This is a genomic window from Ruminococcus flavefaciens (genome assembly GCF_900119075.1).
GTDB lineage: Bacteria > Bacillota > Clostridia > Oscillospirales > Ruminococcaceae > Ruminococcus > Ruminococcus flavefaciens_Q.
In genome coordinates this window covers 483291-505346 of sequence record NZ_FPIP01000002.1, presented here as the reverse complement: position 1 = coordinate 505346, position 22056 = coordinate 483291, and the positions used below count along the sequence as shown (strand labels likewise).

Below are 22056 nucleotides of genomic sequence, written 5' to 3'. Positions count from 1 at the left end.
TGTGATCGTAACAGCAAAGAAAGGAACGAACTACACAGGTACAGCAGACGGAACATTTGTCATAGATCACGCTTACACAGCAGTAGCCGAGGTCAATGCATCCTGCGGAGCAGCAGGAGTAAAGGCACACTGGACAGATGAAAACGGTGCAGCATACCTCAAGAATGAAGAGGGAGCATATATTCCTGTAACAGCTGCCCAGCTTGCAATTGCAGTGACCGGAAATCACGACTATGGCACTGAAAATATACAGTGGTACTGGACGAATGACAATCAGGCGGTTGCAATATTTAAATGTGATGATTGCGGCGCAAAGACAACAGTCAATGCTGCTGTGGTGCCGACGAGAGTAGCTAATGGAATGAAGTATACAGCAACTGTGACCTTTGAGGAAGAAGAGTATTCGACATCAAAGACAGTACAGGATACGTATATCACAGCATTCTCCGAGATCACCGACTGGCAGTCTGCAAATACGACAGGCGGAGTTATCTTCAGCTACAGGTATAACTATGAAGGCGATACCGATCCTGTTTACGGATTTCTTTGCTACAGAGACGGTGTACTTGATAAGGATATGACAGTAGGAATGAACGGCGTAGCAAGCGTCATAAAGACGGCTGCAACCGGCACGATCGGAGCAAGTGACAAGGGTACAGGCATCTACCTGAGACCGTATATCCAGATTGGTGAAGAATACGTTTATGGCGAGCAAGTGTTTGTAAAGCACTCTGATTTGATGGATCAGAAGGCGTATGATGAAGCAACAACTGCAATAACAGGTTATGTCATGGCAAACAGCACCGGCGGTGTTATCTTCAATTACAGCAATACATATGGCGGAAATGAAAATGCAGAATATGGCTTCCTGTGCTATAGAGACGGCGTACTGAACAAGGATATGACTGTTGATATGGCTGGTATTGCAAGTGTGAAAAAGACAGCTGCTGAGGGAACGCTTGGAGCAAGCGACAAGGGAAATGGCATTTATCTGAGACCGTATATAAAGATCGGTGACAAGTACAAGTACGGAGATCAGGTATATGTAAAGCATTCCGAGCTTATGGCTCAAAAGGCATTTGATGAAGCGGCATCAAAGATCACGGGCTATACCATTGCAAATAAAAACGGAGGAGTTATCTTTAATTACAGTAATACATATAGCGGAAATGAAAATGCAGAATATGGCTTCCTGTGCTATAGAGACGGCGTAATGAACGAGAACATGACAGTTGGAATGGAAGGCATAGCAAGTATTAAAAAGACAACTGCCGAGGGAACACTCGGAGCAAGCGACAAAGGAAATGGTATTTATCTGAGATCATACATCAAGATCGGTGATAAATACAAGTACGGAGATCAGGTATATGTAAAGCATTCCGAGCTGCTCAAGCAGGAAACGCTGGCGGCAGCAACATCAAAGATAACAGGCTTTAAGGTAGCCAACAGCACCGGCGGTATCATTTTTAGTTACAAGAATACTTATGACGGACCAGAGAATGCAGTCTACGGTTTCCTGTGCTATAGAGACGGAGAACTGGATAAGGATATGACAGTCGGTATGGCTGGCGTAGCAAGCGTCATAAAGACGGCTGCAACCGGCACGATCGGAGCAAGTGACAATGGTACAGGCATCTACCTGAGACCATATATCCAGATCGGTGAAAACTATGTTTACGGTGATCAGGTCTTCGTAAAATTTTAAAATATGAATGCATAAATTCTATTCAAATTCTTTCAGGTAATAGTCAAGCAATACTGTTTGATTTGTTACAATAGATCGATCTATTTTTAAGAAAAGAGGTGTATTATGATGCAGTATGTTGAGGCTGAACTCGAAATAATCCAGTTCGATGCAGAGGATGTGATTACAACAAGTTGTCCTTCTCATATAGAGGGCGGTTGTGATTTCTTTTAATCTTAGCATTTGAACACGACGGAGGCTGTACGGCTATTATGGCTGTGCAGCCTTTTGCCAGTATTATATTAAAGGTGATAAAATGAAGATAATAAAAAACGGTGACAGCAGAGTCATCAATATAATTAACAAGAAAAAATTGAACATTGAGACGAATTACCGCCTTTCACTTTATACATATCTTTACGCAGAAAATGGAATACTTCTGATTTATAATACATTGACCTTTGAAGTCATGGAACTGACAGAGCGGGAGTGGAATTCGGTTCAGCAAATTAAGGACCTATCTATCGGATATGACTTTATCGTTTCTAACAGACTGGAACAGCTTGTAATGTCACGATATATAGTTGAGACCGATTATGATGAAATCAAGCACTATCAGGAAACAGTATTTCTTCTCAAAACAATGGCTGGGCAAAAAAAGGGAATCAGCAGTTATGTTATTTTACCGACCACAGGCTGTAATGCTCGTTGTGTTTATTGCTACGAAGAAGGATATGCTGTTAAAACGATGACAATCGAAACGGCAGACCGGCTTGTTGACTTTATCTGTGAAACAAGGTATAATGATACAGTAAAACTGCGTTGGTTCGGTGGAGAGCCGCTTGCTAACGCTGGTATTATACGATATATATGTAATGCATTGCGTGAGCGTGGAGTGTCGTATGAGTCGAGCATGGTCACGAATGCAAGTCTGCTAACGAAGGAACTGGCACATGAAGCAAATGAACTTTGGAATCTGAAAAAGGTGCAGGTCTCGCTTGACGGTGCGAAAGAGGACTATACTTCGCGTAAGAATTACTACAATCCCGAAAAGCACAACTATGATGTTGTTATGAAAGCAATACATTATCTCGCTGATGAGGGCATAAAAATTAGTCTGCGTGTTAATGTGGATTTTGACAATATTGAAAGGATTCCGGATTTTCTTCATAAGATAAAAGTCGAATTTGGTGACATGAAGAATATCTCGCTGTATATTGCTCCGCTGTTTCAGGAACAGCACGGAGAACGCTGTATTGAACTTTACAAAAGGATATTTGAACTGACCGAATTTCAAAATCAGCTTGATATTCCAAAAAGTTCAAAAGGCGAACATAATGCTGTTCGTCTGAGAATGAATTTCTGTATGGCTGACAGTATCGGAAAATGTGTAGTTATCACTCCCGACGGTGTTTTCAATAACTGCGAACACCTTCCCGAAGCTCAGACATGGGGGAATATATTCGACGGAGTAACAGACAAAGCAAAGTTTGATGAACTGAGTTCAGCTTCCAAAGTCGATGAAAAGTGCGCGAAGTGTCCTTTTCTGCCTGAATGTACTCCATTTTTAAAAAACGGTTGCCCAGGTTGGTTTGAGAAATGCTATGAATATCATTGTCTGAAAACTGAACACGCTATGCATAATCTGTTAAAGGGAGTGAATACGGAAACAGAAGATGATGACGAAGAAATATAAAATTGCAGACAAGGTCATCGAAGTGACCTCTATATACGAGAAAGTCCATGATTACTGTAAGGACTATGAAACCGATGAACAGGCTGATTTTTCTGTGATGACAACTGACGAAGATATTGTCTACGAAAAACATAAAACAGATTCGGAGTATGCATATGAAGGATTAGCATTACCTAATTTTTCCAAAGGAACTCTTGAAGAAACAGCTGTTTATCGAAAAATCGGAGAAAAGATGCCGAACTATGGTACGGTAATATTCCACGGTTCGGTCATAGCAGTTGACGGACAGGGATTCCTGTTTACGGCTAAGTCTGGTACAGGTAAGTCCACGCATACGGCTCTGTGGCGCGAATACCTCGGAGATAAGGCGATAATGATCAATGATGACAAGCCCATGCTGAAAATCACAGACAGCGAAGTTATCGCCTATGGTACGCCGTATAACGGCAAGCACAGGCTCGGCTGCAATATGTCAGTACCGCTGAAAGCGATATGTATACTTACCCGCGGCGAGAAAAACAGTATCGTCCGCATTGATAAATCAGAAGCCTATGCAATGCTTTTGCAGCAGGTCTACCGTCCACAGGATCCTCTGCAAATGGCTAAAACTCTCAAACTTGTGGACAAGCTGGCAGCGAGTGTTGAGCTATACAAGCTCGGCTGCAATATGGATATTGAAGCGGCGGAAGTCGCATATAACGCAATGAAAGGATAATCATTATGAAACTTAATAATGCATTTCTAACTCACGACGACGGTGACCAGAAGCTCCTCGTTTCTACCGGAGCAAGCAAGTTTTCAGGGCTTGTCCGCAGCAATGAAACAGCCGGATTTATCATAAGCTGCCTTGAAAAGGATACCACAGAGGCTGAGATAGTTGCTAAAATGCAGAAGAAGTACGACGGTCCAAAAGATGCTATGGAGCGCGACGTGAAGAAAGTTATCGCACAGCTTAGAAAAATCGGAGCTATAGATGGCTAATTCAACATTTGAAGAACAGCTTGCCAAAAATGGCAAGCTCATCTATACAAACAAAGGTGACAGCATGATGCCGCTCATAAAACAGGATAGGGATCTGCTCATCATAGAGCCCGTTCACGGCAGACTGAAAAAGTATGATGTTCCGCTGTATAAGCGGGACAGCGGACAGTATGTGCTTCACCGTATCCTCAAAGTTCGCAAAAACGATTATGTTATCTGCGGTGACAACCGCTGGGTCAAGGAGTATGGTATCCGTGACAGGCATATCATTGGTGTGCTGACTGCGGTTGTCCGAAACGGCAAGGAAATCTCTGTAAACGACTGGAAGTATAAGCTGTATGTGCATTTATGGTGTGATTTTTTCCCTGTTCGAGAACTTGTTCTAAAAGCAAAGGCTTTTCCAAGATGGTGGAAGAGAAAAGTAAAATGATGAAGAATAACGCAATAAAGTGGCTCTATTCGGTCACTGGCAGAAAAAAGTGGAACATTTTGTGGCTGATGATAGTGAATGCACTTCACGGCGGCAGCGGAGTTCTTTACGCATTACTGCTGAGAAATATCGTTGACAGTGCAGTTGACGGCGACAGGAGCGGTTTCAAGCTAAATGTCCTCTTGATAATACTCCTTGTGTTAGTACAGGTCGCAATGAGGACGATCATTCGCTGGCTGGAGGAGCTTTCCCGTGCCTCCCTTGAAAACCTTTTCAAGCAGAGGCTTCTGAATAATATCCTCACCAAAGACTTTGGAACCGTCAGCTCAGTGCATTCAGGCGAGTGGCTGAATCGTCTCACAAACGATACGGTAGTTGTCTCCCAAAACAGTGTTGAGATACTTCCCGGACTTGCGGGAATGATAGTAAAAATGGTCAGTGCAATGGTAATGATGATATTCCTTGATTACCGCTTTGCATTTGTGCTGCTTCCAGTGGGAATAGTTCTGTTCTTCGCCACATACGGCTTCCGAAAGGTATTGAAAAAGCTCCATAAGAATATACAGGAGCGTGACGGAAAGCTTCGTGTATATTTGCAGGAACGCCTCGGAAGCATGATGATGATACGCTCATTTGCAGCTGAAAAACAGATCGAAGCTGAGGCGCTTGACAAGATGTGCGACCACAAGGGCTCGCGCATGAAGCGCGTCCGTTTCTCGAATTTCTGCAATATCGGTTTCCAGACAGGTATGCAGGGAATGTATGTGGGCGGCGTTATTTACTGCGGCTATGGCATTCTAACGGGAGCTATCAGCTACGGAACACTCACCGCGATAACTCAGCTCATCTCTCAGATCCAGTCGCCATTTGCCAATATAACGGGCTATTTGCCTAAGTTTTATGCCATGACGGCGAGTGCAGAGCGCCTTATGGAGATAGAGGCTTTCGAGAACGACAGCGATGTTCAGCCTATGGATATTGATGAAACTCTCGATTATTACCGCAGCAGCTTCAAAGCAATGGGACTTGATAACGCAGAGTTTGCCTACTATCCGTCAGGCGACAGCGTTTGTCAGCTCACTAAAGAGGCTATGCCTGTTGTTCTCAGGGATATAAGCGTTGAGATAGGCAAGGGACAGTATGTTGCGTTCACAGGTCATAGTGGCTGCGGCAAAAGTACCGTTCTTAAGCTGCTCATGTGTATTTATAAGCTTGACGGCGGCAGGCGTTACATAACCGATAGATCTGGAAGTACAGAGGAACTTTCAGCGAAGTTTCACCGTCTGTTCGCTTATGTTCCCCAGGGCAATCAGCTCATGAGCGGAACGATACGCGATGTGGTTTGCTTCGCCGATAAGAGCGGACTTCATGATGACGAGCGTATAAATGAAGCACTGAAAATAGCCTGCGCTTATGAGTTCGTCAGCGAGCTTGATGACGGAGCAGATACTCTTCTCGGTGAGCGAGGAACAGGTCTTTCCGAAGGACAAATGCAGCGTATAGCCATAGCAAGGGCTATATATTCAAAATGTCCAATCCTGCTTCTTGACGAAGCGACTTCTGCTCTTGATGAGGCTACCGAAAGAAAAGTCCTTGAAAATCTCAAAAATATGACAGATAAAACAGTAGTAATAGTTACACATCGCCCTGCCGCTTTAGAGATTTGCGACAGGATAATGCGATTTACCGAAAACGGAGTGATAGAAAATGGAAAAGCGTGAATTTCGCAAGAACGCGGCTGATATGATATATCTTACCGCCTGCGTGATCAATAATAAAAAGCCCAGACAGGAGCGTATCGACAACCTTGATCTGCCGAAGCTGTTTGAGGTGTGCCAGAAGCATATTCTCACAGCTTGTGTTGCTTATGCACTTGAGTCAGTAGGCATTAAGGATAACGACTTCACACAGGCAAAGGAAAAAGCTATCCGTAAGAATATCCTCCTTGACGCTGAACGCGGAAATATACTCCGCAAGCTCGAAGCTGAAAAGATTTGGTATATGCCGCTTAAAGGCTCTTTGCTTCATGACTGGTATCCCAAGCTTGGTATGCGTCAGATGGCTGATAATGATATTCTTGTTGACAGCGAGAAAATGACTAAGGTACGCGATATTTTTCTTGAATCAAGATATATCTGTGAGCATTTCGGGCAAGGAAATCACGATGTTTATTTCAAAGAGCCTGTCCTCAATTTTGAGATGCACAGTAGTTTGTTCAGTTCAGCTCATATAGGGAATTTGTATGGTTACTTTAATAACGTTAAGGCTCGCTTAATAAAGGATAAGACTAACGATTACGGATATCACTTCAGTGACGAAGACTTCTATCTGTTCATGCTGGCACATGAGTACAAGCACTTTACAGGCGGCGGAACAGGTGTAAGATCACTTGTAGATACGTACATATTTCTGTGTAAGTTCAAAAGCTCTCTTGATTGGGGTTATCTCAATGCAGAACTTGATAAACTGGGTATCGCAGACTTTGAGCGCAGCAATCGTGAGCTTGCAATAAAAGTATTCACGTTGAAGCAGCTTACGCTTGAAGATAAAAGGCTCCTTGACTACTATGTTATGTCAGAAACTTATGGTAATATAGATAATGTAGTTCGAAATGGAGTAAAGTATCGTGGAAAAGGTTCGAAGATTCGGTACTTGATATATCGTTTCTTCCCACCAATCAGCTTCCTTGAAGGCTCTGTTCCGTGGGTGAAAAAGAGTAAGCTGCTTATACCGGTGGCATATATTTACAGATTCTTCCGTGGTGCGACTGTCAACAGAAAAAAGGTTGGCAGCGAGTTCAAACAACTTGGAAATCAATAAAGCATATGCATGATAATGATATAAAGCGCTGTTTGTTGCAGTGCCTTTTTATAATTCATCAGAACTTGACAAACATTAAATAGTATGATAGAATACAATCAATAAGTAATATAAATACATCCAAAAGTAATTACATATAAAGAAGGGTTAGCATGGAACATCTATTAGTCAGCCATTGGCATAAGAATACAAGATACGAAATACAGAGCATAAACGGCACTGAGTACATCGTTCCCTGCGAATACGGCTCGGTTTATGACCCAATCAAAAGCGAAAATGAAATGATGACCGACGCTTTGAACCTCGGCAATTACCTGACCGAGAACGACCTCGGACAGAATGAAATGGTTCTTGATTTTGTTCACAAATACGGATTACTCGGTATAATGCCTGACATTGCAGGCTCGGACATAGGCAAAAATGAACGTGTCATCGTTCGTGACAATATCTTTACCGATAGCGGAATCATAGAGGTGAATGAGTTTTCAAAGACATTCTTTCCTCTCGATAACATCGACATAATGGCTAAATCCAACCAGAAAGGTAAGCTCAGACTGTACTACCGAAGCCCGATATACTCGACAATGTTCCTGCGAAAGTATAAATACTGCGAGCCGCTTGAATGGCTGAAGAAATACTTCAAGTATCTGTACAGCTTTATAAAAGGGAAGGAATTCAAGCTGACGGAGTTCATGCCTCCTCGTCTGACCTACAAGATAGATGACAGGAATGGTCTGAACCTGCTGTGCGAGTACGATTCACTCAAGGCAATGATAGACTTAGCCTTCGCAAAAGCAGTAACCGACGATAAGAAGCCGCTCCGCACCTGCAAGCACTGCGGAAAGCTGTTCTACGCAGCCGACATACGCAGCGAGTTCTGCTCCGCAAGATGCCGCAATCAATATAACGTATATAAATCAAGAGCAAAGCATTGACGCTTTGCTCTTTTTCTTTTCAAAATTTTTGAGGATGCCTTGACAAATAAAAATGGCGTGCTATAATATAATTGAGAACAAGTAATAGTATATATCGGATATACAATTACAATTAATATAAAGCAGAGCAGAGTTCAATTGGTAACGCTGCTCATTCTTCTCAAAATTGCGTAATATGATATGTTGTATGATATATTACACATAAATACTACAAAGGGGTGACCTGAAATGAACAAGTAAAATAAAACAGTAACTTGACAATTGAATATGGGATCAGGAGTTACGTTGTTTCCGATGGTGGGGCGGTGAGCCGTACCAGCCCGAAGATGCGCGATGACGCGAAAGCCGAGCGGTAACATCTTCGGTTTCACACAGCGCAGGCGTGAAGGAGCGATGAAAGTCGGGAACGGATACTTACACTCAGCCACAGTCCGAGCGTGATAAGACCGTCGCAGGCAATGGGGGTGTGCCGGGGCAGCCGAGCATTTAAGTTGCCTATGAGTCCGATGTGCAGTCGGGCGGCTTCTGATTCGGTCAGGCAAGAGCGCGGCGGATACCACTGTGAAGCCGCAGCAGGTCCGTGATGTTTCGCGCGCTTTTGTACTGACCCGTTCGTGATGTGTCTGATCTATGTGCCAAAAACAGTCCAAATTGTAAAAAAGATACTGCTCCCACATTTTCATTCCGAAACGCTCATTTTTATCGAAAAACCATTCAAAATTGTCAACATAATAGTTTTGAGTGAAAGCACTTGCAAAGCTCTATTCTATGTGCTTTGTAGTCAATGACAGATCTTAGTGAGAAAAGGTCAGTTCTCGTTAAAACATTATCGCATTTCGGGATAGTAGTTTTAGGAGCGAAAAAGTATGCAAAAACAATGTGTTTTGCATAAAGGATACTGCTCCCACATTTTTCACTTGGGAGAGCAAATATCCGCCCGACACAGCCCACACAATTAGTTCGCACGAGCAGTTGCCCGTAACGAAAAAAGCTGTCGGCTGTGTCTGAGAAAAAAGAAGGAGATGGTTTTATAGGAAACGAATTAACGATCTACAACAGCGAGTACATTATGACAACTCCGCTGGAAAAGCAGGACTACATCATCTACAAAATGATGTACCCTGGGTTGTATATCCTTGCAGGAGCACCGAAGATAGGTAAGTCATGGTTTGCACTGGACTTGTGTATGTCGGTAGCAAATGGAGAGCAGTTTCTCAAGCACGATACGAATAAAGGTCAGGTATTGTATCTGAGTCTTGAGGACAACCTCCTGCGCTTGCAGAACAGGATATACGAGCTCACAGATGAGCCCTGTGAGAACTTGAACTTCGCAATCGAAGCGAAATCCATTGGCAACGGTCTGGAAGAAGAACTTGAAAAAAGCAAACAGGAACTTCCGAATCTTAAAGTTATAGTTATCGACACTCTGCAAAAGGTTCGCAGCAATACCGATGTCAACTACGGCTCTGACTACAAGGAGCTATCTGTACTGAGAGCGCTCGCGGATAAGCTGAAAGTCGCAATACTTGTCGTACACCATACGCGCAAGTGTTATGACAGCGATCCGTTCAATATGGTATCGGGCTCGACTGGAATCATAGGCAGCGTTGACGGAATCATGGTGATGATCGAAGAGCGTCGCGGCAGCGGTAAGGCAAAGCTGCACTGTGCAGGTCGTGACATTGAACACCTTGAATTGAATCTGGAGTTTGCAAATCACAGGTGGAATGTTGCTGATGTTGTGCCTGAGCGCAAGCCGGACCTTTTCTCTTTTGCCATACATGATCTCATGGTCGATGAAAAACATTTCACAGGTTCGGCGACTGAACTCTGCAAGCTTATGTACAAACACTTCAATCGTGAGTATGTCGCAAACTGGATGACGAGAAATCTTGTTCAGCACACCGAAGAATTAAAAGTGTACGGTGTGCAATTCAGTATGCGCAGAAGTCATGGCTCGCGAATACTTGAACTCGTTTATGACGAATCGGGTGACAGTAAAAACGGAACCCTGCTGTGGGTAGAAATTGCTGACCATGCCGGCACCCGAAACTCGGAAAACGTCTATTTACCTTTGTTTGAGGCGGGTGACGGTAAAAATGCGGGTGACGGCATAGGTGTCTCAGGGTGACGGTATAACGGTCTCGGGTGACGGTAAAGCCACGCACAAAACACGCCGTTTTTGCCGCCGACACACAAATCGGATAGTTATCCCACCTGCGACGGTGAAAGCGGTTGTCGCGCAGCGTCGAGCGAGTGTGGCGATTCCGTCACGATTCGTTACTGATTTATCCGCAGAGGAGAAAAGTAGCGGTGGTGACAAAAAATCTTCCCTTCTGGGAAGGCAAGCATAGCAGCTGGCATTCCGCCTGCCGCCTTGCTTGTCGGGGCGAACCCCGAACCCCCTTTAAATCATAGGCATATACAAACAAAAGTCAGGAGGTAGATAACATGAGAAAACGAAACACAACCATAGCGATACGCTGCACAGAGGAAGAAAGCAGACGTATCCATGAGCTTGCCGAGCGGCACGGACTGCGGCTCAATGACTTCGTAATTAGGAGTGCTCTCGGCAAGAAAATCGTTGTTGCAACAGGCATTGACGAGATAGTTCGGCAACAGAAAGCTATCGGGCGCAACCTGAATCAGATAGCTACGCTTGCCAACATGGACAGGCTGACTGCCGTGAACTTCCAGCCGCTCCTTGATGAGCACAGAAAGTTCACGGAGATGATTGGTCAGCTGCTTCGGGAGGTGAAATAGTGGCGACGGTAACAGCGATAAGCACTAAGCACGGCGGCGGTGGCAAGAAAAGTCTCGACTACATCTGCCGCGACGACAAGACCGAGGGCAAGAAATATGTGACAGCTCTCAACTGTTCGTTGCCCACAGCTTATCAGGAATTCAAAAACACCCGTGAGATGTACGGCAAAACTGGCGGCATTCGCTACTATCACTTCGTACAATCTCACCCGAGCGGCTATGAGATAGAACCAGCACTTGCTCATAAAATAGCAGTTGAGTTTGCAGAGCGTGCCTTCAAAGGTCACGAAGTTGTGGTGGCAACCCATACCGACGCCGACCATATACACTCGCACTTCATACTAAACGCAGTCAACGCCGACACAGGTTTGAAGTACCACTCGAACAAGTTCACACTGCAAGAACTGCGTCAGTTGTCGGACGAGATCTGTATGAAATATGGAGTGACAACTCTTACACAGCCCGAGCTTGGAAAGCAGACTCACGGTGTGACCACTGGCGAATACAGGTGTGCAATGCGCAGAGAAAGCTGGAAGATGGATCTCATCAATACCATTGACGCAGTCATGAAAAGAGCAAAGTCGAAGAAACAATTCCGCTTCTACATGAAGCAGTACGGCTACGATGTGAAATGGGAAGACAGTCGAAAGTACATCACATACACCTGTCCCAACGGCAGACGCTGCCGTGACAATAAGCTTCACGAAGCAAAATACAGAAAGGAGAACATGGTGTATGAGTTCGAAATACGAAGAAATGAGAGCAGCCTCCAAGCAGAACTTGCAGGAGGCTTCGGACGCACCGACAATGGTGTACGTCCCCGACAGCAACTGGCAAGCGACTATTGCACAGCTGAAATTGCTGACGGACTTATCAATAGAAACGAAGGCGAGAGCCGACGAGACTATGACATACGAGCAGATGAAACAGCACCTGCGAAATCAGAAAGTGATATTCGACCAGGTGCTGGAGAGTGCAGAGAAGGTAAGAGAGCTGACGTCGCAGAACGTGACGGCAGAGGTATCGAAGCTGAATCAGGCGGCGAAGGACTTGTCCTCACAGGCTGGGAAGCTGAACGAGCAGACCTTATCGCAGCTGAAATGCTCCGACGAGCAGAACAGGAAGCGCGGCTTCAGACTTCTCACAGCAGTGGCAGCGATAGAGCTTCTGCACCTGATTTCGTCAGCGGCATTGCTGCTGTGGCTACGCTGATAGAGGACGAGCCTGCCGACGATACCGAATACGCTCGGGAACACGTTGACCGAAAGTCTCTCGCAAAAGAGCTCCGTAAAAAGGAAGAGCTCGGTATGCACATGGGCTAAGTGACGGCTCGCTATAATAGGAAGTCATCGGTAGGTGTACCTTGAATCAGGGTACACTCAAGTATCAATTAATATACCTGAGTCGGCAAGCCGCAGACTCAGCAAAGGGGTGTCTAAAACGGACTGAGCTTATTAGGTGTTGTCAAAATGGCAGCACCTTTACAAAAATATACTTCAAAGGAGTAATGAAAAATGAACAATTATAATTTCACAGGAAACATGAACAAGACAAATAGAAGGAGTATGATCGAATGGCTGAAAAAGAGAATGAAAAGCTTTATTATTCAGAAAACAAGATCTCAGTTGACGGGAAGACTTTTGACGTGACGTTCACGTTCCCTCTTCCCGAAGATGTGAGCGAAACAGCTTATGATAAGATGAAAGAACTAATAAATAAGGAGAAAGCAGGCTAAAAAAGTTCTGGACTTTCAGACCGAATAGTGGTATACTATGTGTGTATCCTATTCGGTTTGATTCCGGAATCAGCTTCGGAACAGGAGGATATATGAAAACAGAATCAAACGCGAATAAAATAACAGCACTGTACTGCCGCCTCAGTCAGGAGGACTTGCGTGCAGGAGAGTCGCTGTCAATTGAAAATCAAAGATTGATGTTAAAGGACTACGCCGACAAAAACGGCTTCTGCAACTGCCAATACTATATTGACGACGGTTACAGCGGAGTCAGCGATAACCGTCCCGACTATCTCAGAATGCTGAAAGACGTTGAGAACGAACTCGTTGGAACAGTTATCGTGAAAGATCAGAGCCGACTTTCAAGAAATTACCTTGAGGCAGGCCGGCTCATGGATCTGGTATTCCCTGCTCACGACGTAAGGTTTATCGCTATTACGGACGGCGTTGACAGCGCACTGGGGAACAGTGACTGGTCGGGATTGAAGAACTACTTCAACGACTTTTACGCCCGAGATACGTCAAAGAAGGTGCGAGCTGTACAGCACGCTAAAGGCGAGCGCGGAGAGCGAGTGGGAGCAATCATCGCCTACGGATATATGAAGGATCCCGACGATCCGAAGCATATAGTCCCCGATCCCGAGACAGCACCTGTCATCAAACGTATCTTTGAGATGTACGCAAGCGGCAAGGGCGTCAAGAAGATATGTGCCGAGCTTGAAAAAGACGAAGTGCTGTCGCCAAGCGTTTACGCTTTCCGAAAAACAGGCAGCCGTGCCGGAAATCCAAAGCTTGACAAGCCATACGCTTGGACGATAAGAACGGTGCGCAATATGCTTTCCAATCAGATATATTGCGGAGATACGGTCAATTTCAAGACTTACACTAAGTCCTATAAGCTGAAAAAGCGTATCAAGAACTCGCCTGAGAATATGAGGATATTCCTTAACACGCACGAAGCAATCATTGACAGAGTTACATTTGATCTTGTCCAGAAGCACTTCGCAGGAAGAAAACGCGCTGATAAGCGCGGCGATATGGATAAGTACGCAGGCTACCTCTACTGCGCCGAGTGTGGAGCAAGACTGTATCTTCATCACGGAAAAACTCCAAAGTATAACACTTTCAGGTGCAGCCGATACGAAAGCCGAAAGAGTGATTGTACTGCACATTATATAAAGGAATCGCTTATCGATGACGTTGTGCTTCAATCTTTGAAGAAGGTCACTAAATTTGCAAGGGAGCATTCTGAGGAATTCTATGAAATGGCAATGAGCAACGGTGAAGCAGAATCTAAAGAAAAGCTCAAAGAAACTGAAAATTTGCGAAACGAGTACGAATCAAGGATAGCACAGCTTGAAAATGCGATCAGCACACTCTATATGGACAGAGTTACAGGCAGATTAACTCCCGAGCGCTACGACAGTCTTGCAGGTGGCTATGAGAAAGAACAGGCTGAACTGAAAGCAAAGCTTCATGAGCTTGATTCTAGGGCAAACGCCATAAATGCCCGTGAGAAATGTGTTCGTGACTTTATCGCCAGCGCCAAGAAGATCGTAAATGTCACAAAGGTAACTCCGTCAATACTCAGAGCCTTCATCAGCTGCATTGAAGTTTACGAAAAGCCTGAGAAGTATTCGAGGACTTGTACAAATCGTATCAATATCCGCTTCTCGTTTACTACGACAAAGGCTTTCGAGGTTGATGGTATAATGATTGGAAACGAAAAGATACCGACTGCGGTATAAAGTGAATCTCCGAGGGATAACTCCCTCGGAGACCAAATACATACAAATTGTTTGTTAAGGGAATGTTTAGAAGTGAAGGCGTCCCTTAAATGGGACGTCGAGGACGCCGTCCCCTACAATCTAATAGCTAACGGCTAAGGGCAATTGGCTGTTTTTTTCACATTCAAGTCCGAATTGTGATAGAAATTACACATAAAATTCTCAAAAACATTACATTTGCCGCAAATTAATATCACAAAGGGCTAATATAATATAATCACAGGCTGAGGGAGAACCTCAGAAAAATAATTGAAAAGGAACGTGAATAATATGAGTGAGTATAACTACAATTACAATAACCAGCAGAACCCAAACAATAACGGTGAGAATTATAACGGCTTCAGTACCGACAGCACTGAGGCTCCCAAAAAGAAAAAGCACACAGGTCTGAAGGTAACTGCCTTCATCATGGCTATGGCTTTAGTATCAGGCGGCTCAATCGGTGCTTACCGCTACTTTGCAGGCGAGAGCCTCTCAGGTGATTCAGTCATCGAGGAACTTGAAGACGACGCAGAGTCCACCACAAAGGAAGCTACAAAGGAACTCCTCGCTTCAAAGGCAGTAAGCCTTATCAAGCCACAGGAGGTCGGCGGAAACGCTCTCTCAAATGAGGAGATAGTTGAAAAGGTACTCCCCTCTGTAGTAGGTATCGAATCAACATTCACCACTGAGCAGACCATAAGCAGCGGTCTCGACGGCTTTGAGGACTTCTTTGATTTCGGTTTCGGCTTCGGAAACGGTTTCGGCAACGGCTTCGGCGGCAATGGCAGAAGCAGTGAGCCTGTAACAAGAGAATACAAGGGCACAGGTACAGGTGTTATAATCTCAGAAAACGGATACATCGTCACAAACGCTCACGTTATCTACGACGGCGAATACGGCGGAGAAAAAGCAGACAGCGTTTCAGTAGTTCTCGACGATGACAAGACATACGACGCTGAGATAATCGGTTATGATACAGACTGCGACCTCGCTGTTCTGAAAATAGACGCAACAGGTCTTACAGCCGCTGAATTCGGCAACAGCGACGAGCTCAGACTTGGCGAATCAGTTATCGCTATCGGCAATCCTCTCGGCTTTGAGCTCATGGACACCGTTACAGGCGGTATGATATCAGGTCTTAACAGAAACATCACTATCAATGACAAGGCTATGAACCTTATCCAGACCGATGCCGCTATCAATTCAGGAAACTCAGGCGGTCCGCTTATCAACAAGTATGGTCAGGTAATCGGTATCAACTCCTCTAAGATGTCATCTTCATATTCATCATCGGGAGCTTCTATCGAGGGTATCGGCTTCGCTATCCCATCAAACCTCACCTCGTCTATCATTGACGACCTTATGAAGTTCGGCTACGTAACAGGCAAGCCGCAGCTTGGTATCAGCGCTCAGACTGTATCCGAGACTGCCGCAAAGATGTACGACTGGCCGACAGGTATCTATGTTTATGCCGTAAACAAGGGCAGTGCCGCTGAAAAGGCAGGTCTCCGCAAGGGCGATATCATCACTGAGGTCGACGGTGAAAAGGTTGCTTCAAGCGAGGAGCTCATAGCTCAGCTCAACAAGCACTCCGCAGGCGAAGAGATCGAGATAACCTTTGTAAGAGACGACGAGGACAAGACCGTCAAGGTAACTCTCGATGAAAAGGTAGTCGATCAGTCAAAGGACGATGAGTCTGAAAAGAGCAAGTCAAAGAATAGCAGCAAGAACGAGGAAAAGTCCGAGGAAGAGGACGAAGACGAGGCTGACGAAAAGGACGACGAGGACGAAAAGAAGTCCGAGAAGAAGAGCAAGTCCGACAAGGCTGAAAAAGCCGAAAAAGCTGAAAAGTCTGACAAGTCCGACGAGGCTGAGGACGAGGAAAAATAAGCGCTTACCATTACTCCTTCATAATAAAATAACAGCAAAAAAGCTCCCTGTATAGGGAGCTTTGCTGTTATATACAATAAATCACCATATATTTCGGGGCGATGTGGGTGACTTCCTGCTGTGCAGGGAGATGTCCGCAGGACAGAGGGTACGGGTGCCTGTTAGGCATCGCCCCCCTACAAATGATACTTCTTAATAAAACATATGGGCGGCAATAAATGCCGCCCATTTTGCTTATTTCTTGAAAGCTGCGATAGACTGCTCTATCTTAGCCATTTTCTCCTCTGCCTTTGCAAGCTTAGCCTTTTCAGCGTCAATGAGCTGAGCAGGAGCCTTTGCGATAAAGCCCTGATTATTGAGCTTTCCGCTGAGGAAGTCTATATCCTTCTGAACCTTTGCCTTTTCCTTTTCGAGACGTGCTATTTCCTTCTCCTTGTCAACCAGCTCGTCCATAGGAATAAAGATACGAGCTGAATCTGTAACTGCATTTGCAGAATCGGGGATATCGAACTTGTCGCCTGTCTCAACTGCGGAAGCGGAAGCAAGCTTCTCGAAGAATACTGCACAGGAGTTGAAGAGCTCCTTGTCGGCAGTCTCGATGAAGAGCTTAGCCTTTACCGACGGCGGTACGTTCATTTCTGTACGTGTATTTCTTACAGCCTTGATAGCTGAGATTATCTTCTCGAAAGCCTTTTCCTCGGCTGTAAAGTCGATAGAAGCGTCGTATGTCGGGTAAGTTTCGAGGATTATCATGGACTTCTCGTTGTTGAGAACCTGCCATATCTCCTCAGTGATGAACGGCATGAATGGATGGAGAAGCTTCAGCATACCCTGCATAGCCCATACAAGAACTGCCTGAGCCTTAGCCATTGTCTCGCCGCCTGCCTGTATACGGGGCTTTGTGAGCTCGATGTACCAGTCGCAGAATACGTCCCAGATAAAGTCGTATATCTTCTGTGAAGCAACGCCAAGCTCGTACTTGTCGAGATTCTCGCCTACTTCCTTTGCAAGCTGATTGAACTTGTTTACAAGCCACTTGTCCTCTAATTCAAGCTCTGTTGGAAGTCCCTTGAACTCGAAGTCCTCGGGAAGGTTCATCATGATGAAACGTGAAGCGTTCCAGAGCTTGTTTGCGAAGTTACGGGCAGCCTTTACCTTGTCGTCGATATAACGCATATCATTTCCGGGTGAGTTACCTGTTGCGAGCATGAATCTGAGTGCGTCAGCGCCGTACTCGTTGATAACTTCAAGAGGATCGATACCGTTGCCAAGTGACTTGGACATCTTGCGTCCCTGTGCGTCACGAACCAGACCGTGGATAAGAACTGTATCGAAAGGTACCTTACCCATGTTCTCCAGACCGCTGAACATCATTCTGATAACCCAGAAGAAGATGATATCATAACCTGTTACGAGAGTATTTGTTGGGTAGAAGTACTTGAGGTCCTCTGTGTTCTCAGGCCAGCCCAGTGTTGAGAAAGGCCAGAGTGCAGAGCTGAACCATGTATCGAGAGTGTCGGGATCCTGTCTCATAGGCTTGCCGCACTTGGGACAAACCGCACTGCTCTCCTTTGTAACTACCATTTCACCGCACTCGTCGCAGTAGAATGCAGGTATCTGATGTCCCCACCATATCTGACGGGAGATACACCAGTCCTTGATATTTTCGAGCCAGTGGAAGTATATCTTGTCGAAACGCTCGGGAACGAACTTTGTATCTCCGTTCTTTACAGCCTTGATAGCAGGCTCAGCGAGAGGCTTCATCTTAACGAACCACTGAGTTGATACCTTTGGCTCAACTGTAGTTCCGCAGCGGTAGCAGGTACCTACGTTATGGCTGTACTCCTCTATCTTAACAAGAGCGCCTTCCTTTTCGAGGTCCTCAACTATCTTCTTTCTTGCCTCGTAGCGGTCCATGCCTGCGTATGCAGGATAATCGTCAACGATAGTAGCATCGTCGTTCATTACGTTGATAACTGGCAGCTTGTGGCGGAGACCTACCTCGAAGTCGTTAGGATCGTGCGCAGGAGTTATCTTAACTACACCTGTACCGAAGTCCATTTCAACATAATCGTCAGCAACGATAGGGATCTCTCTGTGAACGATTGGCAGTATAACTGTCTTGCCAACAAGGTCTGTGTAGCGCTCGTCCTTTGGATTTACGGCAACAGCTGTATCGCCGAGGAGAGTCTCGGGACGTGTGGTAGCCAGTTCAAGGTAGCCGTCGGAGTCCTTTATCTTATAGCGGAGGTGCCAGAAATGACCTGCCTGATCCTCGTAGGTTACCTCAGCGTCGGAAAGTGATGTGCGGCACTTGGGGCACCAGTTGATTATACGCTCGCCTCTGTAAATGAGACCTTTTTCATAGTACTTGATGAAAACTTCCTTGACAGCCTTAGAGCAGCCCTCGTCCATGGTGAAGCGCTCTCTTGACCAGTCGCATGAGGAGCCCAGCTTCTTGAGCTGCTCAACGATACGTCCGCCGTACTGCTTCTTCCACTCCCATGCACGCTTCATGAAGCCCTCTCTGCCGAGGTCCTCCTTGGTAACGCCTTCCTTGCGCATAGCCTCAACTATCTTAGCCTCGGTAGCGATAGCAGCGTGGTCTGTACCGGGAAGCCAAAGTGCGCTGTAGCCGCTCATTCTCTTCCAGCGGATAAGGATATCCTGTAATGTCTCATCGAGGGCGTGTCCCATATGGAGCTGTCCTGTGATGTTCGGAGGGGGGATAACTATAGTGTAGGGCGTTTTCTTCGGATCAGCCTCTGCACGGAAACAGCCCTTGTCGTTCCATGCGGCGTAGATACGGTCCTCAAAATCCTTTGGATCGTAAGCCTTTGCAAGTTCCTTTGCCATTTTCATTCTCCTTTTTGTGACAGTCAGCCGCCGTCACCGTATTTTTGTCGGTCAGAGCAAATAATAAAGCCCTGAACCGTTAAGGTTCAGGGCGAACTAAGTCCGTGTTACCACCTGAATTCGGGAATATCTCCCGCACTCTGCGAAGCCGCTAAGCTTCTTCCCCTGTAACGTGAGGAACACGCCGCATACTACTGAGCATAAGCCGTTGGCACGCGAAGCTCCGAAGCTACTTCCGCAAGCCCCTCATACTGCCTTTCACCATGCGGCAGCTCTCTGAAAATCGGGTATCTCACGTACTCCTCTTCATCATCGCCTTTGAATACTTTTCTATTATACATGATTATATTGCGTTTGTCAAGACCGATTTAGCCGTTAGACTTTAGCTGTTAGAACTAAGAGCTAAGAACTAAGATTTTGTAGGGGCTGCTTTAGGCTGCTCCCCTTAACTGAAAAAGCGGGCTACCGAGCCGTAAAGTAACGGCTCATATTTGGTAACCTGCGATTCCGCCAAAGGGGGCTCCCCTTGGCAGTCCGCATTTTACGCAACAAATATAAATAACATATTGTAGGGGACGACGTCCTCGGCGTCCCACAATTGCAATGAAACTGACGGGCTGTCGGGGACGCCAGCCCCTACATTCGGTCATTTGAAGTCGTTTTGTCAGGCGCGGACTGCCAAAGGCAGCCCCTACATTCTCCATTCTCAATTCAGCGACGTTCCCTACAAAAAAACGCAAATTTTCTCATTTTCCCCTTGCAGTCCGCCCGAAACTGTGATATAATATATGTATCTATGTTTGAAAGGATTTGAAACTATGATAATACTTGACGAACTCAGAGTCGAAATGACGGGCTACCGCAAGGAAATGGCGGAGCTTGCCGACGTTCTGAATATAGAAGCCGCCAAGAAGCGCGTTGCGGAGCTTGGCGAGGAAACTGCAAAGGAGGGCTTCTGGGACGACCTCGAAAACTCCCAGAAAGTGCTCAAGGAGCAGAAGTCTCTCGAAAAGAAGATCGAAAAATACAACCAGCTCAACGAAAATCTTGAGGATATCATCACTCTTATCGAGCTCTCTATCGAAGCTGATGACGAGAGCGATATCGAGGAGATTAAGAAGGAGTCCGACGTATTCAAGACCAAGCTTGAGGACGAAAAGCTGGCTACTCTCCTTACAGGCGAGTACGACAACTCCAACGCTATCCTCACATTCCACGCAGGCGCAGGCGGAACAGAGGCTCAGGACTGGGCAGAAATGCTCTACCGTATGTACAACCGCTGGGCTGAGCGCCACGATTTCAAGGTGGAGCTTCTCGACTACCTCGACGGCGACGACGCAGGTATGAAATCCGCTTCTATCCTTATCGAGGGCGACAACGCCTACGGCTATATGAAGTCCGAGTCGGGCGTTCACAGACTTGTACGTATATCGCCATTTGACGCTTCGGGCAGACGTCACACATCATTTGCGGCTCTCGAAGTTATGCCCGAAATCGACGATTCTATCGAAGTTGATATCCGTCCCGAGGACATCGAAATGGAGGTTTACCGTTCAAGCGGTGCAGGCGGTCAGAAGGTAAACAAGACCAGCTCTGCTGTACGTCTTATCCATAAGCCCACAGGTATCGTTGTTTCCTGTCAGACTCAGCGAAGCCAGTACCAGAACAAGGACTACGCTATGAAGATGCTCCGTTCAAAGCTCATCGAGATAAAGGAGCGTGAGCACCTTGAAAAGATCGAGGATATCAAGGGCGTTCAGAACCAGATAGCATGGGGCTCACAGATACGTTCATATGTATTCATGCCCTACACTCTTGTAAAGGATCACCGCACAGGCTTTGAAAACGGCAATATCCAGGCTGTTATGGACGGAGACCTTGACGGCTTCATCAATGCTTATCTGAAGTCACTCTCTCACGGAACACTTGAAAAGTAATGCATAATGCGTAATTGATAGGCTCACATACAAACATGAAGAAATTTGCAAAGGTCATTTCAGTTATGGCAGTTATAGCGGTAATCGCCGTAACTACCATAAGATTTATTGCACCGTCATTGTTTTTCGGATATATGTACCCGTTTAACAGGATAAAAGGTAATGTTTCAATTTCTGTTGACGGAAAGGATATATCTCTTTCTGACTGTGAGATAAGCTGTTCAAAAAGCGGAAAATCCGAAAAAGTCCATGTAAACGGCAGCAAAATAAAAAACCGCGCAGGCGGATACGGCAAATATCTTTATACCGTAAGGTGTGATGATGCGGAGTTCCCGTTTTATATCTATCAGGCAAACAGCTGGAACTGCGAGGATTTCGACGTATCATTCAGCGTTGATACCGCAAAGCAGACCGTATCATGCACGGGCTGGAGCAGAGGTTTTAAAGAAAACGGCTCAAAGGAAGAAAAGAAAAGCCTCGATGAGACTGTAAGCTTAGAAGACACTGACGGAATTTGCATCGACGGAGTTTGACAAGTATAAAAAATTTCAGGGACGCCA

17 protein-coding genes and 1 other annotated feature are annotated in these 22056 nt (G+C 45.7%); of the genes, 16 read left to right on the top strand and 1 reads right to left on the bottom strand.

All coding sequences use genetic code 11. From position 1 onward, the window contains the following. The 14 genes from BT105_RS14975 to BT105_RS04970 form a co-directional block, all read left to right on the top strand. A partial coding sequence (locus BT105_RS14975; protein WP_177243931.1) for a hypothetical protein occupies positions 1 to 1705 on the top strand: 1705 nt, incomplete at its 5' end. 295 nt (positions 1706 to 2000) lie between these two features. Next, positions 2001 to 3380: a radical SAM protein gene (locus tag BT105_RS05025; protein WP_072299717.1), complete on the top strand. Its 1380-nt coding sequence runs from the start codon at positions 2001 to 2003 to the stop codon at positions 3378 to 3380. Next, positions 3361 to 4095 carry a hypothetical protein gene (locus BT105_RS05020; RefSeq protein ID WP_072299716.1) on the top strand — a complete coding sequence of 245 codons (735 nt, stop codon included), beginning with the start codon at positions 3361 to 3363 and terminating at the stop codon, positions 4093 to 4095. The genes BT105_RS05025 and BT105_RS05020 overlap by 20 nt, the downstream gene beginning before the upstream one ends. Before the next feature lie 5 nt (positions 4096 to 4100). Next, on the top strand, positions 4101 to 4361 hold the full coding sequence (locus tag BT105_RS05015; RefSeq protein WP_072299715.1) for a PqqD family protein: 261 nt from the start codon (positions 4101 to 4103) through the stop codon (positions 4359 to 4361). Then, a complete protein-coding gene (locus tag BT105_RS05010; protein WP_072299714.1) occupies positions 4354 to 4791 on the top strand; it encodes a S24/S26 family peptidase in 438 nt (145 codons plus the stop codon). Before BT105_RS05015 ends, BT105_RS05010 begins: the two co-directional genes overlap by 8 nt. Beyond that, positions 4788 to 6512: an ABC transporter ATP-binding protein gene (locus BT105_RS05005; RefSeq protein ID WP_242940085.1), complete on the top strand. Its 1725-nt coding sequence runs from the start codon at positions 4788 to 4790 to the stop codon at positions 6510 to 6512. Before BT105_RS05010 ends, BT105_RS05005 begins: the two co-directional genes overlap by 4 nt. Further along, positions 6499 to 7611 (top strand): nucleotidyltransferase domain-containing protein, encoded by a 1113-nt coding sequence (locus BT105_RS05000; RefSeq protein ID WP_072299713.1) that lies wholly within the window; start codon positions 6499 to 6501, stop codon positions 7609 to 7611. The genes BT105_RS05005 and BT105_RS05000 overlap by 14 nt, the downstream gene beginning before the upstream one ends. 152 nt (positions 7612 to 7763) lie before the next feature. Continuing rightward, positions 7764 to 8546: a hypothetical protein gene (locus BT105_RS04995; RefSeq protein WP_072299712.1), complete on the top strand. Its 783-nt coding sequence runs from the start codon at positions 7764 to 7766 to the stop codon at positions 8544 to 8546. Positions 8547 to 9546: 1000 nt separating this feature from the next. After that, complete coding sequence (locus BT105_RS04990) at positions 9547 to 10677, top strand: AAA family ATPase (protein WP_143186551.1); 1131 nt, start codon at positions 9547 to 9549, stop codon at positions 10675 to 10677. A 320-nt stretch (positions 10678 to 10997) separates the two neighbouring features. Further along, positions 10998 to 11309 (top strand): plasmid mobilization protein, encoded by a 312-nt coding sequence (locus tag BT105_RS04985; protein WP_072299710.1) that lies wholly within the window; start codon positions 10998 to 11000, stop codon positions 11307 to 11309. After that, the gene (locus BT105_RS04980) at positions 11309 to 12631 is read left to right on the top strand and encodes a relaxase/mobilization nuclease domain-containing protein (protein ID WP_072299709.1); all 1323 of its coding nucleotides are present in this window, start codon (positions 11309 to 11311) and stop codon (positions 12629 to 12631) included. Before BT105_RS04985 ends, BT105_RS04980 begins: the two co-directional genes overlap by 1 nt. Before the next feature lie 251 nt (positions 12632 to 12882). Further along, the gene (locus tag BT105_RS14970; protein ID WP_177243930.1) at positions 12883 to 13044 is read left to right on the top strand and encodes a hypothetical protein; all 162 of its coding nucleotides are present in this window, start codon (positions 12883 to 12885) and stop codon (positions 13042 to 13044) included. Positions 13045 to 13136: 92 nt separating this feature from the next. Continuing rightward, positions 13137 to 14792: a recombinase family protein gene (locus tag BT105_RS04975; protein ID WP_072299708.1), complete on the top strand. Its 1656-nt coding sequence runs from the start codon at positions 13137 to 13139 to the stop codon at positions 14790 to 14792. Positions 14793 to 15101: 309 nt separating this feature from the next. Then, the gene (locus BT105_RS04970; RefSeq protein WP_072299707.1) at positions 15102 to 16703 is read left to right on the top strand and encodes a S1C family serine protease; all 1602 of its coding nucleotides are present in this window, start codon (positions 15102 to 15104) and stop codon (positions 16701 to 16703) included. A gap of 234 nt (positions 16704 to 16937) precedes the next feature. Here BT105_RS04970 and BT105_RS04965 read toward each other — a convergent pair whose 3' ends face one another. Then, on the bottom strand, positions 16938 to 19559 hold the full coding sequence (locus BT105_RS04965; protein ID WP_072299706.1) for a valine--tRNA ligase: 2622 nt from the start codon (positions 19557 to 19559) through the stop codon (positions 16938 to 16940). Positions 19560 to 19643: 84 nt separating this feature from the next. Further along, positions 19644 to 19881 (bottom strand) — a binding site (T-box leader). 496 nt (positions 19882 to 20377) lie between these two features. Between BT105_RS04965 and prfB the strand changes: the two genes are divergently transcribed. After that, positions 20378 to 21496, top strand: coding sequence for a peptide chain release factor 2 (gene prfB / locus BT105_RS04960; protein WP_072299705.1), 1119 nt, complete (start codon positions 20378 to 20380; stop codon positions 21494 to 21496). Positions 21497 to 21531: 35 nt separating this feature from the next. Then, positions 21532 to 22029 carry a hypothetical protein gene (locus tag BT105_RS04955; RefSeq protein WP_143186550.1) on the top strand — a complete coding sequence of 166 codons (498 nt, stop codon included), beginning with the start codon at positions 21532 to 21534 and terminating at the stop codon, positions 22027 to 22029. Positions 22030 to 22056: the final 27 nt, after the last annotated feature.

Excerpts from the sequence above, each read along its gene's own strand:
- BT105_RS14970 (WP_177243930.1), top strand. The coding sequence starts at position 12,883 with ATGGCTGAAAAAGAGAATGAAAAGCTTTATTATTCAGAAAACAAGATC.
- BT105_RS05005 (WP_242940085.1), top strand. The coding sequence starts at position 4,788 with ATGATGAAGAATAACGCAATAAAGTGGCTCTATTCGGTCACTGGCAGA.
- BT105_RS05015 (WP_072299715.1), top strand. The coding sequence starts at position 4,101 with ATGAAACTTAATAATGCATTTCTAACTCACGACGACGGTGACCAGAAG.
- BT105_RS04975 (WP_072299708.1), top strand. The coding sequence starts at position 13,137 with ATGAAAACAGAATCAAACGCGAATAAAATAACAGCACTGTACTGCCGC.
- BT105_RS05000 (WP_072299713.1), top strand. The coding sequence starts at position 6,499 with ATGGAAAAGCGTGAATTTCGCAAGAACGCGGCTGATATGATATATCTT.
- BT105_RS04955 (WP_143186550.1), top strand. The coding sequence starts at position 21,532 with ATGAAGAAATTTGCAAAGGTCATTTCAGTTATGGCAGTTATAGCGGTA.
- BT105_RS04965 (WP_072299706.1), bottom strand. The coding sequence starts at position 19,559 with ATGGCAAAGGAACTTGCAAAGGCTTACGATCCAAAGGATTTTGAGGAC.
- BT105_RS05025 (WP_072299717.1), top strand. The coding sequence starts at position 2,001 with ATGAAGATAATAAAAAACGGTGACAGCAGAGTCATCAATATAATTAAC.
- BT105_RS05010 (WP_072299714.1), top strand. The coding sequence starts at position 4,354 with ATGGCTAATTCAACATTTGAAGAACAGCTTGCCAAAAATGGCAAGCTC.
- BT105_RS04985 (WP_072299710.1), top strand. The coding sequence starts at position 10,998 with ATGAGAAAACGAAACACAACCATAGCGATACGCTGCACAGAGGAAGAA.
- BT105_RS04995 (WP_072299712.1), top strand. The coding sequence starts at position 7,764 with ATGGAACATCTATTAGTCAGCCATTGGCATAAGAATACAAGATACGAA.
- BT105_RS05020 (WP_072299716.1), top strand. The coding sequence starts at position 3,361 with ATGATGACGAAGAAATATAAAATTGCAGACAAGGTCATCGAAGTGACC.
- BT105_RS04970 (WP_072299707.1), top strand. The coding sequence starts at position 15,102 with ATGAGTGAGTATAACTACAATTACAATAACCAGCAGAACCCAAACAAT.
- prfB (WP_072299705.1), top strand. The coding sequence starts at position 20,378 with ATGATAATACTTGACGAACTCAGAGTCGAAATGACGGGCTACCGCAAG.